We start from the raw sequence: 15,607 nt of genomic DNA on the forward strand, positions 1-15,607 counted from the left end.
CTTATTTGGCTGGCTGAGTGGAGTTGAAGTCGGCCAGCATCTTGGCGCGAGCATCAGCGACAGGATTGCCCGTGTTATGCCGGTCTTCCGCCTGGAAGTGGTTACGAATCGGGTCATTGCCCTTATTCGCCGCGTCCTCGACCAGAATGTCGAAGCGAGCCTTGATGTAGGCCTCCGGCTGACTGGCCACAGCGGCATCGCCGAACTTGGCGTGCACCACGGCTTTGCGGATTTCCTCAGCGGATTTGCCGGTGTAGTCGGCGTCGTGCAGCGACTTGGCAACGGTGACCAGATCGGTGCGGACCTTTACCAGCGCATCGACTTGGGCGTCGGTCAGCATCTTGGCCTTGGCGTCGTCCAGAGCCGCGGTGATCTTCACGATCTCGGCATCTTTCGCTGCCAGCGCCGCAGCATGGGCGTCGGTCAGCGTTTTGATGTTGATGCCCGCATCCGATAGCTGCTTAGTCAGCTTCTCGATCGCCTGGGCGCCTTGTTCCGTAACCTCGATGGTGAGGCCGTCGACAAGGAGTTTTCGAAGTGCATCAGCCATGTCATGGCCTCCTGTTGGTGTGGGTTGCTTGTTGTCGCCAATGCGCAGCTGATCGCCTCCACGGGCGCGGTGCTCAAGGCTGAGATGGTTCATTTTCATGGGGCCGAGATAGCAGTCGTATTTCTCGCCCTCGGGTGACTCGCCGTCCTCAAACACCACTTCGGCGCCGTAGCCCATGGACAGCTCACGCTTTCCAGACTCGTAGTCCTCGATCGCCTTGGCATCCATCAGAACGAGCGGGACTTTCACAAATTGGCCGTCACGAATGACCTCGCCGCCGGTGTTGCCGATGGCGACGTCTTTCCAGTTCTTGGCCGTGACGCCGTCGCCGCCAGGATGGCCGTTCGTCATGGGTCGGTAGGCGTAGGAGCGCATTGCATCCGCGTGAAACACAGCACTCTCCGGCCGGTAGACGCGGACAATCGGCTTGTCGCGCAGGCCATGCTCGTTATCTGGGTCGATCTCAGTGCCGAGATAGTCCTGAATGCCCGTGCGGGCAACGCGCGCTTCTGCCACCAGGTAACCGTCGTCTGTGCGACGGACACCCGATACCGTCACGGCATCGGTGAAGATCATGATTTGACCTCTTCGAAAATCTCCGGCCCCAGCTCAATCGCGCCACGGTAGGGCTCGACCTTGCCGATATCGACGGCGCCGGGGTCATAGGTGAAGGTGATGTGAGGTTGGTATTCCGGCCAGTCCCATGAGGCCCCAGCCTCGACGATCGACACGTGCCGCCAAGCCAGTTCCGAACTGTTGAACAGCAGAACGATGGCGCCTTCGCCGAACTTATCGATCAGGCGCGCGCCGCCGGGGGCTATTTTCAGCAATCCTTTGCTATCGCCTGACCAGGACTCGCCGACCTTCATCCAATCAACGAGCTGGGTGCTGTAAGCGATGGTGACGTGCAGGTCTTCGGCTGGAACCGGGTTCGCAAAGCCCTGCGACTTCGCCCACGCGATGATGTCCGCACCATTCGTGACCTTGCGGGAAACGTACAGCGTTCGCGGAGCGGCGTCGGTGATGGTCTTCTGTGGCGGCAGATCGTCGTTGCCTTGCCCACCGTCTTCCTCGAATTCGATCTTGCCGTACTGATCAATCGCGGCCTCAAGACCTGGCATTACACCTTGCTCAACCAGCATGGTGGTGCCTACCTGGCTCAGAACCTCTGGCGGCCAAAGCTTGGTGTCGCCCAGCACTTTCAGGGTGTCAGCCGTGGTTTTGCCGATTGTGGCCCGGTCAGTTGCGGTCGGCTGCCAGAGCGAATGCCAGACGTAGTGGATCTCGTCAGGCCGCAGGCCAAGTGCAGAGCGAATCAGACACTCGTCGAGGACCGACATGGCCGGTCCCACGTCCAGCTCTTGCATCGCCTGAATCCGGTCGTAGTAGTTGCGTAGGTCGGACTCACCCGTCGAGTTCAGACCCGACGGCGACTGGCTGAGCAAGCGTGTAGCCGGGATGTCAGCAGCTCCGGAGACCTGCTGTAGAAAGCGATCCATAATGTCCGGCAGCCCGCCGAAGTTGACTTGCTTGCTGTCGTAGTCCTCTTGGGCGTCCAGTAGGATCGCGCCGTTGATGCCTTTCGCGGTATTGGCCAGCCGGATCCGCTGCAACACCTGCTTGGCAAAGGCCGGATCCTCTAGCTGGCGCATAAAGTCCGGGATCTTGATCACGTCGACCTTCGCCTCGAACACCAGGCTGGCTGCGTTGGCCATCGTCCCATCTGACTGTTTGATCGCTTCGAACAGCGCTTGAAGCACCGAGTCGCCCCATCCGGCGCTGGCATCCATAGCCTGAGATGGATCCGGATGTTCAGCTCCGGTGAAGATCACCAGTCGCGATGGGTGGATGTCGAAGCCGCTGCCAGTGAGCCGGTAGCCTTTGGGCTTCCCGAACAGGTCAGATAGCACGTCCTGATCGATTTCGGTCGCCACCAACTGTCGGCGGCTGAGCACGGTCAGATATTTGATTCCGGACAGTCCCAGGCGGTCGGCTTTCAGAGGCTGGGATGTATCACGCTCGCCGGTACCAATCAGGATCGCCGCGCCACCCAGCAGCCGAGCCCTGGTCATCGCCGTTTTGATCTTACGCCGGACGTCGAGCCGCTTTTCCTCGGCTTCGATCTTCTCGATTTGATCCTTATCGGCCTGCCACCCCCGCCAGCGTCGCGTTGCATCCAGAGCTGGGATATCGACGATCTTCCGAGGGAGCCAAGCCCCACGGTAGGCATTGATCAGCTCTTGATCCGTCAGAACGGTCTGCTCATAAACCGAGCCGGATGCCTTATCGCGGTCCGTGCCCATCGATGAAACCAGGTTGACGAGCTTGTCACTCAAGTTCGTGATAAAGCCCATTAGGAGACACCTTCATAAGAGAACCGGCCTTTCGCTGGCCATTCGTAGTCGACGCAGTAGCCGATTGCGGTTGTGATGTGCTGATACTGGTTTTTCTGGTCTTCCTGGAACGTCGAACCGCCTTGCAGCTGAACCGTACTCAGGCCTTTGTCGCACCATTTGGCGGTGACCGGGTTGACGAACAGGCTGGAATCCCCAGAAGCGGTCAGGATCTTGGCTCGCACCGCGTTCTGACGGTCTTTGATGGGCGGGTGAGCAGGTTTCACCAGGCGCGTGTACCGCCAGTGGTGCGCCTTCAGGACGCCCTCGATGTCGGTGTAGTCCGAGGCGTGACCGTGCTTCTCCCCTGCTTTGCCCGCTGGGTCACCGTAGATCAGCACATGCTTGTTCTTGTGATCCTTGTACCGTTCGACGAATTCGACCGCCGACTGCCGGGAAATTGCGCTGGTGAGCACGATCTCGTCCAGTAGGTACAGATCCTGACCGTTGTTGCGCCGAACGCCGATGGCCGAAGACAGCGGCGTGAAGTTCTGGTCGTGCATCCAAAGGAGCTGTTCGTGCGGCTCAATGCGCGCCGTGGTGTGGTTCGCCTTGCTGTAGTCCTCGTAGATCCGGCCAGATGCCGTCTCAAACGAGGCTTCGAACTCCTGCTTGAACTGTTTTGGCGACATCACGCGCTTCATCGAGCTGATGACGTCAGGCGGCAGGATCTCAGCAGACTTCCAGTGAAAGACCTCGAACTCGGGGTCGGCGCCGGACTCGGCCTGCGTGCAGAGGTCGTAATAATGGTTCAGGCCATCAGGCACGCCCAGCAGCCAACACCATGCGCGGTAATCCGGCCGCGTTGGGTTGACCGTGTTAAGCGCGGGCAAGATATTCGCTTCCCACGCGTCAGGCTTGATGTCAGCGAACTCGTCGATGCCCCCGCCAGTCCACGGTATACCCTCGATCCGCTGCGGCTTGTCCAACCCGATAACGTGGATTTCGCTGCCGTTGTCGAGGTAAATGATCAGGTCCGACTCGGAAGGCCGGTGACTGTGCATGCAACACAGCGTGAAGAGTTTCAGGTCGTCCCAGAAGATCTTTTTGGCCTGGGCGTGGGTGGGCGCCGCAGCGAAGTACATTCCGGGGTAGGCGAAGGCCTGTTTCACCAAGAACCGCTTGAACCGCTCAGTCTTGCCGCTTCGGCGCCCGGCAGGCACCAGAGGAAAGCGAATGCCGTTTCGTACCGCTTCGACCAGGGCGAGCTGGACAGGATGGTCTTTCAGTGGATACCAGCGGGCCAACTGGCGATCAAGGATCAGATTGCCGGTTTCCGCGATCATGACGGGAGCCTCGAAATCAGGTCTGCGAGCAGTTGAGCGTTGGAGTTTCCGCCGCCGCCCTGCAGGTTCTTCAACTCAGCCTTCCGCTTCTCGATCTCCAAACGCCGGATTTCTTCGTCCAACGCGTCCTGGCCTTTGTCTACAAACATCCCGAGGTGTCGCGCGACCATGTTCAGCGCAGCCAATTGGTCGTGCGTGACGATCTCGAACCCTTCCTTGGTCTTCTTCACACGCGCGAACAGCGCCTTGGCACCCGGGCTGGCGTCACGGGTATCGCCCCACAGCACGTCGCCGTGGCCCTCGCCTTTGCACTTAGGGCACTTCGGATGCGGACGCTCGGTCTTGTCGTAGCCGTAACCGCCCTCGTCGGTCGGCAACGTTGCGCCCTTGGTCTTCCCCGCTTGAAACACGGCCTGTTCGAACTCGCCCTCGTCCGTCCACTGGTACGCATGGCCATCGCCGAAGCAATGACGGCAGCACACGCGGCGATGAAGGGACAGCTCGTTTGGGTCGGCGGTGGCGATCATCCAGTAGCGCGACAAAACTTGCTCTTGGGTGATTCGGGTTTTCTCGGCGCGCTCGGCCATCGCTTGCTGGATGGCCTCTGAAACGTCCGGTCGCTGCATGAGCTGGTAGGCATATTCACGTGCGCGCTTTGGGCTGAACCCGGCCCGGATCGCCGCCTGCGTGGCGTTCAGATCAATCAGGTACTCGAAAACGAAGCGCTGCTGTTTTGCTGTCAGCGCCATATGAAGTCCTTGGAACGTAAAGGCCCGCACGAGGAGGAAGCCAAAAACTTCCTCGTGCGGGCTATCGGTCAATACAAGCGAAAGATCGGTACAACGAACCCCGATTCAATGATCAAGGACTTGACCTCAGCAGGATCAAGAATGTCGTTAGAGTGCTGAATGTCCACAGAAACGAGAGGTTCAGAGATCTTCCCTTTTATCTCGGCGAGACCCAGCGAAAATGCCTCGGCAGCGGTATCTGCCTGCTCAACCTTACGATTTACATACGTGCCATCTCGCACGTATTCAACTGAGGTTATTGGGGAGTCGATGTGGCGATTGAGCTGAATCTCAGTCTGGTTTGTTGCAGTGTTGAAACGGATGATTTGAATAGCTGTTTGCATTGGGTACTTACCTTTTTAAAGTCGGCCGGAATTGGCTGACAAAGGTATTTAGTGCAGCAAGTCAGAAATAATGCGACGTAAAATTGCTTAATTGCGACATATGGGTGCCGCCGAAAACCTTAATTCGTCCCGGTTGCCTTTTCGACCGCTTCCGTGGCTTTTTGCGCTGCTTGGTCGGCTTTCTCAGCAGCGGCCTGGACCTTGGGAGTAACACCGCGAATCAAGTCGATGTTCGACTGATTTAGCTCGCGGATACGTGCTATGCGGATAGCGTCCTGTCGTTCGTGGGAATCGACCAACACCTTCACCGTCTGCGCCGTACTGGCAGCATTGAACGCGCTACCCGCCATGAAGCAGCAGATGCCGACAAAGCACAGCAGCAGCCAACTGCCGTGATGGTCCCAGAATCTCCTGCCGCGACCTTGGCGGCGTTTCAGTTCTTCGTCACTCATGGGGCAATCCTCGATTGGATCTGCGTCTGAATTTGCGCTTTCAGACTCGCGATCTCGTCGGTCAGATAGCTGATCTGCAATGTCATCTTTGCGTTTTCCGCCTTGATGTCGGAGAACTCGCGGATCAGCGCGTTGTTTTGCTCCCGCTCTGCGTCGCGTTGGCTTTCGACGTCTTTTCGTAACGCTCGCTCTTCGGCGAGCGCGGCTACCAGGCGGTCGATCTCGCGGTTGTCGCCACGGCGCTCCGACCAAGCCTTGGGGAAATAGAGAACGGCTGTCACGCCAGCAGCAGCCACCCAGCCGAGCCAGCCTGACAGCGTTGTTGGCAAGGTCTCGAACATGGAAGGTCCTTGGTTTAAGCCGGAACAAATCTGCCAATTGATGGCTGACACAGAAAACAAAAACCCGACCTTTCGGTCGGGCTGTGATACTCACAGGGAAAGGCTTTGCGAAAGCCGAAGCCCAGTCAACGGACACTCATCAAGAACGCATCCAGTGCCAGGTCGGGGCGACGCTGTAGAACATGACCATTGTCGATCCGGCCCTCAAAGTGAACGTGCCAGTACTCAGGCCAGTGGCTTCTTCGTTGATGTATACCGCAGCATTCCCACCCGAGATGTAGACGTTTACGTCGAAACCTTGAGTGTTTGTGATGCGTACTGAGTTGCCAGGCAACGCCGGCGTGATTGCCTGGATGCTGTCCCCGGCGTTGTTGCTGAAAATCGTATCCACACCATTGATAGGACCGCCACCACGGTAGATACCGCCGACACGCCCCCCTACCAGGTTGTTCGATACTACGGCGCGAGTGAGGTTGGCGCTTCCGATACCCAATCCATAACTGTTGGTGCCGTTCGAGCCTTTGCCGCCCAGATCGTTACCTTCGATGATGAAGTCGTGTGTCCCGTTCACATACAACCCAACCCCGCCGTTGTTGGCAAGGTTGTTAGTTGCCATCTGACAGCCTGTCACTTTGAATTCGTTGCAGTTGATCAGCATGCCGTTGTAGGCGTTTGCATAAATGATCGAGTTGCTGATATTTACGTTCGTGTTATTGGCCGTGACGAAAACACCGATGGCACCTTGATCGACAATCGTGCCGGTCGACGGGTTGGTGCCCGCATACTCAACAAAGCCGTCTTGAAAGGTGATGTTGCGACCATTGGAGTCGATGTATACACCGTGGCTGTTGCTGTACGAGGATACGAACCCCCGCATAAACACATCATTCATCGTCAACGAAGCTGAGCCTTCGATGCGCAGGTTGTTGGTTGTGTTGTTATAGCCAGTGCAATCGTAGAAATAACCGCCAGCGTTGTTGTTGGTTGCCCAGTAGCCATATTTGTTGCTGTTCGCGTAGCAACCTGTGACCAAAAGGTTTGGCGCATCCAAATGGAAGCCTGCGCCCGCATTCTGCTCTGCGAAGCAATTGACTACCCAAGCACCTGCAGTGAGCCCCACGTAGATACCGTCATCGCAGTTGGAAACCCGCAGGTTCTGGAGCGTAGAGACATACCCTTGGTCCTGTACGTGCAAACCGTGGCTACCCGATTGGAAGGCTACGGGTGAAGGACGGGTGATACCGAGGTCCTTAATAGTCCCTTGAAAGAATTGCGTGGTGTTCAATACTGCCGTGCCGCTTGCTGTACCGACGATCACGCTTTTATTCGGTGCGATACCGAAGGCACCTTGGAATTGGTTTTTTAGCGTCAGGGTGGAAACCTTGTATTTCCCTTCCGGGAAAAAGACATCCAAGCCCGTATTGATACATGCTTGACACGCGGCGGTATCGTCCGCAATGCCATCGCCAACTGCTCCAAAATCTTTAACGCTGTTGAAGTTAGCCATCTTTAAACCTGCCTACTGAGTCGAATGAGTTGGATATGCGGCTTTAGCCGCTTTCATGTCGCTCATGGCGATAGGTTGAGGCTCAAGGCCTTCACAGGATTCGCGTGCCCTGTCGGCAATACGAAAGGCTCGGCCTAGTAAGGCCGAACCTATTTCAGCGCTTTCGACTAGAACTCGTACCCGATGTGGCCGTAGGTTGGGAACGGATTAGTACCGTTCTCAAGCGGGTCAGTGTGATCAGGGTAGAACACTACCCGGGGTGGTCGAGGAAGTTGCGGCGTGAAGCCGAAGCGGGCCCAGAGAGTCACACCTTTGCAAATGACGAAGTTGCCATTCGACTGGATTTGAGCAAATGCACCGGGATTATTGTAGGTACCGCTATTCCACAGTGCGGAACCATTAGCATCGAAGATGACAAAATTGCCGTCTGTCTGCATCGTCGCTCGCGCAGCACCTTTGCTACCCGTAGCGGTGTGCCACATGACGAAACCGTCATTGCGATAAACAACCAGGTTGCCATCGTCCTGGAAGATCAGGAAGTAATTGCCCGCGTTGTACCGTTTGCCCCTTTCCAGATCGACACCAGGACCGATCACATTCGCATCGCCAACGCTCGGAGTCAGTGGAATATTGGTGTTGTAGGCCCACAGAGCGATGATGTCGAGGAGCACCAAGTTTCCGTCATCCTGTACCGAAAGGTGGACACGCTTGTCCTGCCCTTCGTAGAGAGTGCCTGCCGTGATGGTCGAGTACCACTGGAACGATTTCGGGCGGTTGTTCACGTAAAGCACTCGGTCAGTGAATACTTCAGCGATACCGTAAGGACCCAAGGTTACGACCGAGCCATATGGGCTACTTGAATCGCCCACCCACAGAGCCTTGCCCGCTGGGTAATCGTACAGCACGAAGTTGCCATCATCCTGTAGAACAGCTCGATACCGGCGGTTTGGTGACTGGATGTATTGATTCGGTCGAAGCGACGTGAGGGGCGGCAGCATTGACGCGCCGCTGTTTGTGAAGGGTACCGGATTTGGATAGCCGGACATAAATTCACCTTAATACGAATGATTTTTCACGGAGGACTCCGCATTCATGTCGCTCAAAGGCGATGGCTCGGGGCTCTTGGCCCTCACATGATTCAACGTCCCGCATCGGGAACACTTGATCTGGAGCTCGGTCATCTCACCGATTCGGGCGAGAAGTCTTTTGCACTTTCCACATCTGCAATCTTTTAACATCTGCAAAGCCTTTTGGTTTTCTGCTAGGCTCCGCCCCGCTCGCGCGAGCAGTGAGGGCCTTGGCTGGCTTGCAGGCTGGTTCTGCGATCTGGTGACTCTTTTGGGTGTGTCCGCACCCTCTGGAGTCGCCCTCTCTTTTCCCGCACAAATGAAAAAGCCCCGATCATGTCGGGGCTTTTTTGTTTCTCGCGGGCAACAAAAAACCCGGCTTTTGGCCGGGTTTTCGTATTCAGGTGCAACTTCGCAATATGGGAAAATGATGTCGCTAGCCGAGCGGGAAGTCAAGCGGCTGTTTTCATCTCGTAAATCAGCCCAGCAACCGGGCTCAGTGCCATGCGGTCAAGATCCTCGCAGCACTCGAAGCAAGTCTTGATAAATCCCTCCCATTCCCGCGCCCAGCGAACCGATTCAATCCTTACCCCGTAGTGATCAAACAGCCACGCCCGGAAAGTCTCCGGCTTGGCCAACGGATCAGGGTTCGCGGACTGCCCGCCCTGGTGCATGTGCTGGTAGCGGTACATCACCCCCTTTGCCACGAACACCGCCTTGGCCTTCTTTAAGGCCGTCATGCGCGGCATCTTCGACAGGGTCATGCCGTAAACCACCTCCTCCGCCGCCTCTCGGATGTCCTCGTCGCGCTGGGCCGCGTACATGAAATCCCCGAAGACGCGAACCTGTGGATGGATCTTGTCGATGACCGACTGAAACCAGCCCGCCAACGTGCTATGTGCGGCGAGGTCTGCGGTCACTCCCCGGTCGGTGATCTGAACCGCCGTGCCGAGCAGGCAACGTTCCTCCAGTCCGACCAAGCTACTTCGAAACGGGTTGTACCCGCAGTCATGCCAAACCTGCCTGGCTGAGTTCAAATTCACGCTGGCTCCCCCCTGCGTAGTTTTGTGTAGATCACGACGATTCGCCCATCAACGGGACGACGCGCACGGACACACCTGGTGTTTCACCGAAACGCTTGCTCTTGCTGACATTGACGACCTGTACATCGTCGACCCACACCACACCGTTCATGCCGTCGAAAATTGCTTTCTCAACATTATCAACGTCCGGTTTCTTGGTCGGCATGACGGTGCCGGCGAGCGCCATCGCGGTTTTCTTCTTCGACCAGGACGCGGCCACGGCGACGATGATTTTCATCTCGACCAGCACAGGCCCAGCGATGAGTGCGCGTCCGGCCATGGCCTGCTGTGCGGTGATTGCGATGAGCGACTCGTAGTTCGCGGTTTTCTCTGGTGTGTATTGACGGGTGAACACTTTCCCATTGACGACACGGGATGAGGACTTGTGCCGCCCCTTACCGACTGGTTGGCCCGGCACAACAAAATTCACCGGTGTGAAATCGATCATGGCAGCGTCACCTGGTATTCGGCCGGTGTTACGGGTTTCTGGTAGGCGCGCTCCAGCACGGTGACGATTCGTTTCACCAAGTCACGCATGTGGGTCTCTCCGGATGTGCAGCTGCTTGAGCAGCATTGCGCGGGCGGCTTTGGGGTCGGTCGGGATCTGCAGGTCGTGGATCACCATTTCGGCGAGCTTGTGCGAGTGCTCCAGCTGGATCTGCTCACGCGGGCGGGCGGCGTCGTTGCCGATGCCAATGGCGATGTGTCCTGTCAGCGGCTGGCCGGTCTGGGCGCGGCGCAAGACGATTGCGTAGTTGCGCTCGAACCGCTGGAACAGCGCTTTGTCGCCTTGTTTGGCGGTTTTCAGGTCGAATGTGCTGGTGGCGATTGCAGCCACGCGCACCGCTTCGTGCAGGTACTTGCCGGTCAACGCTTGGTCCCACGCTTCGCCGGTGGTTGGCAGATCGTCGACGCGCTTGCACATGTCTGCGAAGTCGCTGGGTGCCGGTGGGAATTTGCATTCCTGCACCATCCGGTGCAGGCCGCGATTGATCGCCTCATCGCCAAAATCCTTGATCACCGACAGCCAAACGCGTCGAGCCATCTGCTCGGCTTTTTGGTCGCCGTAGTGCTTCTCGTACCAAGCCGGGAACGCGGTTTTCAAAGTGGCGAACACGCGCCGCACGGCCTGACGCGCTTGGGTCTCAAGCGGCGTGACGTTCTCCGGCACCGGCTCACCAAGATGTGTCTGTGAGGATGTCATGAGCGTTGCGCGTGCGGCTTCGAGCAGATCGTCCACTGGCTTCATGGCCAAGGCCTCCGGATTGGTTTTTGACGTGTTGGTGTTTCAGTTGCTGGGCGAGCTTGTGCTCCCACTGCGCCTGGGTCTTGAGGTCGCTGGGGCGACTGATCCAGTACGAGCGGAATTCAAGAAGCTGGTCAGCGCGGAAGGTTTGTCCTGCAAGACCATTGCGGGTCAGGACAGCAGTGAACGTTCGAGGATCAGGCTCCCACGCATCGGTCATGGCGAACTTGGGGCGCTCGGAATCATCGTCGGGGGGTGGAGCGCTTTGCTCGCGCACGCGTTGTGTGTGTTCTTTTATATCTGTATCTGTATCTTTATTTGTAGTAGACGTAGTAGCACTACCGTAGTCGCCAACGTAGCTACGTAGTTCATCTACGGTAGTAACTACACCGCCTGAAATGGCCTCAATCAGCCCTTTTATCGCGTCAGTTTTGTGGAACCACTCACCGTCGGCGTGAAATTCAGTCAGCGCTACGTGAACTGGCGTCTCTGACTTTTCTACGGTTTTTATCGTAGCTACTACGGAAAGTGCTACGCCGTGACTACGACGAAGCTCACTCAGACGAGCCCACGGGTTCTTCGAATAGCCGACTTTGACCAAGTCAGAAGATGGGTCGGTAACGAAATAGACGTAGCCCTTGTAACCGGTCAGCGAATCACCACCGGGTAAACTTTTACCGCGAGGTTTGGTTGTCACCGTTTCGATATCACGCTCGATTCTGAGGTGAATCCACTGCTCGCCGTCGTCTTCGAAAAACTCGGACAGTGCGCTCTCGATGTCTTTCCAACGATCGACAGGAACGCGTGCAATCCGGGAAAGCCGTCCCTTCGGAATCGGCTTGCCGGTCTGCCAGTAGTTGAAGATCAGCAACAGATAGGCGCCGTGTTCTTCGGTGGTCAGATGCATCGTGTCCGCGAGGTAATCGGCAACGTACAGCTGCATGTATGGAAGCGCGGCCATCGTCAATCCCACCCTATCGGGCCAGGCCGCTTCTTCTCGGCCTTCAGGCCAAGTTCAGCCAGCGTTTCAACGGAGTGCAGGTAGGAGGCATTCACGACCACCGCCGTCTGCGGTACGAGCTGGATGCCGAGCAACGCAAGTACCTTGCACCAGCGCTCGATGTCGCCCTCTTTCCAGCGACTGACAGTTGATTCACTCAACCCGATTGCGTCGGCCACAACCTTCTGTCCTGCGGACAAGAGACGACTCAAGACCAAGGCTTCGAACTCCCGTGCTCTTGCGTCTACTTCGGGGCTCAATGAGGGCGTGGTCATGGTCAGGCCACCGACCTGGTGAGAGGCTCTACAGATTCTGGTTCCGGAAATGCATCAGCCAGACTGCAAGCGGCTCCCAGTTCGTTCAGCGCCGCCACGATTTTGCGGCACTCGCTGAGCCCCGGCTTTCGCCTGCCAGTTTCGTAGTGGCCAATCGCGGCTTGGGTCAGTCCCACGCGGTCAGCCAGTTGGGTTTGAGTCACACCCGCCTGCTTGCGGATGGCTTTCAAGGCGCTCATGGCGGTCCTCCTCTGGATAGATTCGGCAAAAATACATTTTGTATTGATAGCCTGCAAAGATTAATACATGACGTGCGTTGTGTTAAAAAATACGGTCTGTAGCATTTCGCACATGACTGATTGGATAAAAGCTGTCCGCGATGCCATGGCTCGCCTGGACATAACGCAAGAGAAGCTCGCTGAGCGGATGGGGAAAACCCAAGGCGCGGTGGGCCACTGGCTGAATGGACGTCGTGAACCTGGTCTGACCGATATCAATCAGATGCTCGACATCGTCGGCCTACCACCGCTCGCGATAAGCCCTGGTTTGGAGGATGGGAGCAATCTCGGGCCAGCACTCCAACCTATTCGAGAGCCGCGTGACTATCCGCTGATCAGTTGGGTCGAAGCGGGAGAAGTCACCGAAGCTCCAAGCCGGATCGGCGGCACACACGCTTGGATTGAATCGACCGAGAACGCGGGCTACGAGGCGTACTGGTTGACCGTGAAAGGGCACTCAATGACCAGCAACGGGAATCCCTCATTCCCAGAGGGCTCGCTGATCTTGGTGAAGCCTGATTCCGAGATTATCAACGGCAAATACTACGTCGTTGAGATGTTGGATACTGGTAAAAAAACTTTCAAACAGTACGTTGAAGACGCTGGCTACCGCTACTTGCGCCCGCTGAACGACACCTACCGGACAATTGAAATCGACCACAATTGCCGATTTCTAGGGCGCGTCGTAGACACGAAAATGACTGGACTTTAGTCGCCAAAGTATCGATTTAGACGACCCGGCCATGATGCCGGGTTTTTATCGCCGCCATAAGAGTACATTCGTACTCCTAAGTATTGCATTCTTGGATCCCTTCAAATACTGTTTATTTATACAGTAAACGCAAGGAGGTATCTCGATGTCTGCCACATCACGCAAGCCTGCAACAAACCCTTACCAATCGCTCGTCAATCGCATTCAGCGCGCAATCATGGCGCCCGCTGCGCAGCTTGAGCGAACCGTTTGTCTCTATCGATCCCCCGATGAAGACGAGGGTCTATGGGACCAGCTCATCGACGAAATGAGCGAGGCCGATTCCGTCCGCACTGAACGCCTAGAAGATGGCGGCGTGCGCGTCACGTGGGATCCTCCGACAGACGACTGACCTCCCGCGCTGAAAGGAAGCCCGCCAGATGAGCGGGCTTTTTCATGCATCGCAAAAAATAAAATACGTTTTGTATTGACCACAACAAATACATTTTGTACTTTTGATTGAGCGCCAACCACATACAAAACGTATTGGTGCGAACGCAAGCGAAACACGGCGAAAGCCACGTTCTTTAGTTCGACCCTCTGCCGGATCACCACCGGCCAGCAACATAGGTAGCGAGCCGAACACCTCAAGTTCGGTACAGGGGCGCCTCACCCCGTGGCCAGCAGCGTAGATGGCCCTGGATCAAAGAGTGCTGACGGACGGGTATGCCATACGTGGTCTGCGTCGCGGTTAGCTGTCGGGATTCAAGATCCCCCGAGAATGAGAATGCCGGCCCGCCGAGTGTGGGCCGGATGCTCTCCAGGTGGCCCTGCATTAGGGCCACGCGGAAAGCAGGAGAGTGAGATGAGACGACTGTTTTGCAGGTTCGTTTACTGGCTGATTGAGCCGCTGCTTGAACGGCTAGATCGGCGACGCCGCATGGCTCAAATCGTCAACGAATCGACCGGAATCACTTTGGGATTCCAAACTGATCAATCTTCGGAGCCGGAACATCGCTGCCAGTGACGATGCCGGAGAACACACCATGTATGTGTCCGCATACAGCGCAAAAGCAAACTTGAAAAAGGGTTTGATTGGTTTTCGATTTGTGCGGTGCTTTCCCGGCAGCGATTTTGTCCAGCCCTTCAGCTCCGCAGCCAGGGCACTTCGGTTGCGCGATTTCCATTCGGTATTGCCTCAACGGTTGTAGGGACCATGAGGCTAGCACGGCCCGGCGTGGGTAAATATCCGGGCACCCAACAACGATTCACCACCCTGCACGGAGAATTTGCAGCCATGCACCATTAAGCGATTCACCTGCGTGTCGCCGTAAGCCTGAAGGCGGCGACCCAACATCCGGAGCAGGCAGCGGACAACTGGCCGTCGATGTCACCGCGCATCGGCCGAGAGGTAGGCCAACCCAAAGCCAAACGAACGGATCAGTGCCCGCACATGCGGAACCCTCCCCTCCCCCAACAAACCGCATTGGCAGGTGCCGGACTGGCTTTTCACGCCCAGCTTGGTCCCTGGTGCCCGGCGCCTGACCAATGCGGTTTCACTGAGGCCAAATCATGGAATTCGAAATTGTCGTTGAAGGGTTCGTCCTTGACGTTGAGGTCACCCATTGCATCAACCAGCCGGCATGCCCGCACACATGGGACAGCGACCGCGACTTCTACGGCGAGCGCGAGATTGAGTTTCGCGTTTGCTCGGCCATCACCTACGACCGCAACGGCAAGCGGCAGCGCGTTTCCTGCCAGCATCCAGAGATCGATGCGCTGACAGCGCAGATCGAAACGGCGCTTTGGTTCGAGATCGATAGCCGCAACCGGCGCGCACGGTGGGCAGCATGAGCAACCACCACGAAACCGCCGTCACCATGATCGAGCGGCAAATCGAGCGGATCCGGATTTCGGATTACCCGAACAGCGAGTTCTGCCAAGGGATGATCCAGGCCAACTACGCGCAGGGCTTCATCGATGAGCAGCAGCTCGAAGCCTACGAGCAGCTCGCGTCAGATGCGGTGCTGACCCGCCGCCGCGCAATCCGCACGGCTGTAATGGTTCGCAAACTCAGTTCACTTCACCAGCTCCACGGGGCCCAGTCATGACGATCACCGCCAAGACCTGCAGAGAACTTGCAACGGCCCTGAATCATCGGGGCTTTTTTTTGGTCACCGACCTGCCGCGCGGCACACGCATCGAGTATCGCCGCGGGGCGATCATGGCGAAGCTGCCATGACCGGGCGGCATCGGGCCACCCGTCGCGCCATCAGGCTGGCGTCGTTCATCACCGGCGCCGTCTTC

Annotated in this window: 21 protein-coding genes; 5 read left to right on the plus strand and 16 right to left on the minus strand. The window is 57.1% G+C overall.

Going from position 1 to position 15,607, the window contains the following annotated elements; translation table 11 throughout:
* Position 1: 1 nt before the first annotated feature.
* The 16 genes from AAEO81_RS22695 to AAEO81_RS22770 form a co-directional block, all read right to left on the minus strand.
* Positions 2–1,126: a DUF2213 domain-containing protein gene (locus AAEO81_RS22695; protein ID WP_341959199.1), complete on the minus strand. Its 1,125-nt coding sequence runs from the start codon at positions 1,124–1,126 to the stop codon at positions 2–4.
* The gene (locus tag AAEO81_RS22700; RefSeq protein ID WP_341959201.1) at positions 1,123–2,904 is read right to left on the minus strand and encodes a phage portal protein; all 1,782 of its coding nucleotides are present in this window, start codon (positions 2,902–2,904) and stop codon (positions 1,123–1,125) included. The genes AAEO81_RS22695 and AAEO81_RS22700 overlap by 4 nt, the downstream gene beginning before the upstream one ends.
* Positions 2,904–4,229 carry a terminase family protein gene (locus AAEO81_RS22705; protein ID WP_341959203.1) on the minus strand — a complete coding sequence of 442 codons (1,326 nt, stop codon included), beginning with the start codon at positions 4,227–4,229 and terminating at the stop codon, positions 2,904–2,906. The genes AAEO81_RS22700 and AAEO81_RS22705 overlap by 1 nt, the downstream gene beginning before the upstream one ends.
* The gene (locus AAEO81_RS22710; protein WP_341959205.1) at positions 4,226–5,050 is read right to left on the minus strand and encodes a terminase small subunit; all 825 of its coding nucleotides are present in this window, start codon (positions 5,048–5,050) and stop codon (positions 4,226–4,228) included. The genes AAEO81_RS22705 and AAEO81_RS22710 overlap by 4 nt, the downstream gene beginning before the upstream one ends.
* On the minus strand, positions 5,047–5,361 hold the full coding sequence (locus AAEO81_RS22715) for a hypothetical protein (protein WP_341959207.1): 315 nt from the start codon (positions 5,359–5,361) through the stop codon (positions 5,047–5,049). The genes AAEO81_RS22710 and AAEO81_RS22715 overlap by 4 nt, the downstream gene beginning before the upstream one ends.
* Positions 5,362–5,480: 119 nt before the next feature.
* Positions 5,481–5,813, minus strand: a complete 333-nt coding sequence (locus AAEO81_RS22720; protein WP_341959208.1) for a hypothetical protein — start codon at positions 5,811–5,813, stop codon at positions 5,481–5,483.
* Positions 5,810–6,154 carry a hypothetical protein gene (locus AAEO81_RS22725; protein WP_341959210.1) on the minus strand — a complete coding sequence of 115 codons (345 nt, stop codon included), beginning with the start codon at positions 6,152–6,154 and terminating at the stop codon, positions 5,810–5,812. The genes AAEO81_RS22720 and AAEO81_RS22725 overlap by 4 nt, the downstream gene beginning before the upstream one ends.
* 139 nt (positions 6,155–6,293) lie before the next feature.
* On the minus strand, positions 6,294–7,661 hold the full coding sequence (locus AAEO81_RS22730; RefSeq protein WP_341959212.1) for a glycosyl hydrolase family 28-related protein: 1,368 nt from the start codon (positions 7,659–7,661) through the stop codon (positions 6,294–6,296).
* A 167-nt stretch (positions 7,662–7,828) separates the two neighbouring features.
* Positions 7,829–8,707 (minus strand): putidacin L1 family lectin-like bacteriocin, encoded by an 879-nt coding sequence (locus AAEO81_RS22735; protein WP_341959213.1) that lies wholly within the window; start codon positions 8,705–8,707, stop codon positions 7,829–7,831.
* Between the two features lie 9 nt (positions 8,708–8,716).
* The gene (locus AAEO81_RS22740; protein ID WP_341964602.1) at positions 8,717–8,905 is read right to left on the minus strand and encodes a Com family DNA-binding transcriptional regulator; all 189 of its coding nucleotides are present in this window, start codon (positions 8,903–8,905) and stop codon (positions 8,717–8,719) included.
* 275 nt (positions 8,906–9,180) lie between these two features.
* A complete protein-coding gene (locus AAEO81_RS22745) occupies positions 9,181–9,771 on the minus strand; it encodes a hypothetical protein (RefSeq protein WP_341959216.1) in 591 nt (196 codons plus the stop codon).
* Positions 9,772–9,802: 31 nt separating this feature from the next.
* On the minus strand, positions 9,803–10,258 hold the full coding sequence (locus tag AAEO81_RS22750; RefSeq protein ID WP_341959217.1) for a RusA family crossover junction endodeoxyribonuclease: 456 nt from the start codon (positions 10,256–10,258) through the stop codon (positions 9,803–9,805).
* An 81-nt stretch (positions 10,259–10,339) separates the two neighbouring features.
* A complete protein-coding gene (locus AAEO81_RS22755) occupies positions 10,340–11,014 on the minus strand; it encodes a replication protein P (RefSeq protein WP_341959219.1) in 675 nt (224 codons plus the stop codon).
* Positions 10,986–12,017, minus strand: a complete 1,032-nt coding sequence (locus AAEO81_RS22760; protein ID WP_341959220.1) for a DUF1376 domain-containing protein — start codon at positions 12,015–12,017, stop codon at positions 10,986–10,988. Before AAEO81_RS22760 ends, AAEO81_RS22755 begins: the two co-directional genes overlap by 29 nt.
* Positions 12,018–12,019: 2 nt before the next feature.
* The gene (locus AAEO81_RS22765; RefSeq protein ID WP_341959222.1) at positions 12,020–12,331 is read right to left on the minus strand and encodes a CII family transcriptional regulator; all 312 of its coding nucleotides are present in this window, start codon (positions 12,329–12,331) and stop codon (positions 12,020–12,022) included.
* A 2-nt stretch (positions 12,332–12,333) separates the two neighbouring features.
* A complete protein-coding gene (locus AAEO81_RS22770) occupies positions 12,334–12,570 on the minus strand; it encodes a helix-turn-helix transcriptional regulator (protein ID WP_341959225.1) in 237 nt (78 codons plus the stop codon).
* A 112-nt stretch (positions 12,571–12,682) separates the two neighbouring features.
* Here AAEO81_RS22770 and AAEO81_RS22775 point away from each other — a divergent pair, with 112 nt between their 5' ends.
* From AAEO81_RS22775 to AAEO81_RS22795, 5 genes are all read left to right on the plus strand, one after another.
* A complete protein-coding gene (locus tag AAEO81_RS22775) occupies positions 12,683–13,321 on the plus strand; it encodes an XRE family transcriptional regulator (RefSeq protein WP_341959227.1) in 639 nt (212 codons plus the stop codon).
* Between the two features lie 145 nt (positions 13,322–13,466).
* A complete protein-coding gene (locus AAEO81_RS22780) occupies positions 13,467–13,712 on the plus strand; it encodes a DUF1654 domain-containing protein (RefSeq protein WP_341959229.1) in 246 nt (81 codons plus the stop codon).
* 1,160 nt (positions 13,713–14,872) lie between these two features.
* Positions 14,873–15,154 (plus strand): hypothetical protein, encoded by a 282-nt coding sequence (locus tag AAEO81_RS22785; RefSeq protein WP_341959231.1) that lies wholly within the window; start codon positions 14,873–14,875, stop codon positions 15,152–15,154.
* Entirely contained in the window at positions 15,151–15,411 is a 261-nt protein-coding gene (locus AAEO81_RS22790) for a hypothetical protein (protein WP_341959233.1), read from the plus strand. The genes AAEO81_RS22785 and AAEO81_RS22790 overlap by 4 nt, the downstream gene beginning before the upstream one ends.
* Positions 15,408–15,542, plus strand: coding sequence for a hypothetical protein (locus AAEO81_RS22795; RefSeq protein WP_341959235.1), 135 nt, complete (start codon positions 15,408–15,410; stop codon positions 15,540–15,542). The genes AAEO81_RS22790 and AAEO81_RS22795 overlap by 4 nt, the downstream gene beginning before the upstream one ends.
* The last annotated feature ends 65 nt before the right edge of the window (positions 15,543–15,607 follow it).

The sequence above is a fragment of the Pseudomonas sp. RC10 genome (assembly GCF_038397775.1).
GTDB classification, from domain to species: domain Bacteria; phylum Pseudomonadota; class Gammaproteobacteria; order Pseudomonadales; family Pseudomonadaceae; genus Aquipseudomonas; species Aquipseudomonas bambusae.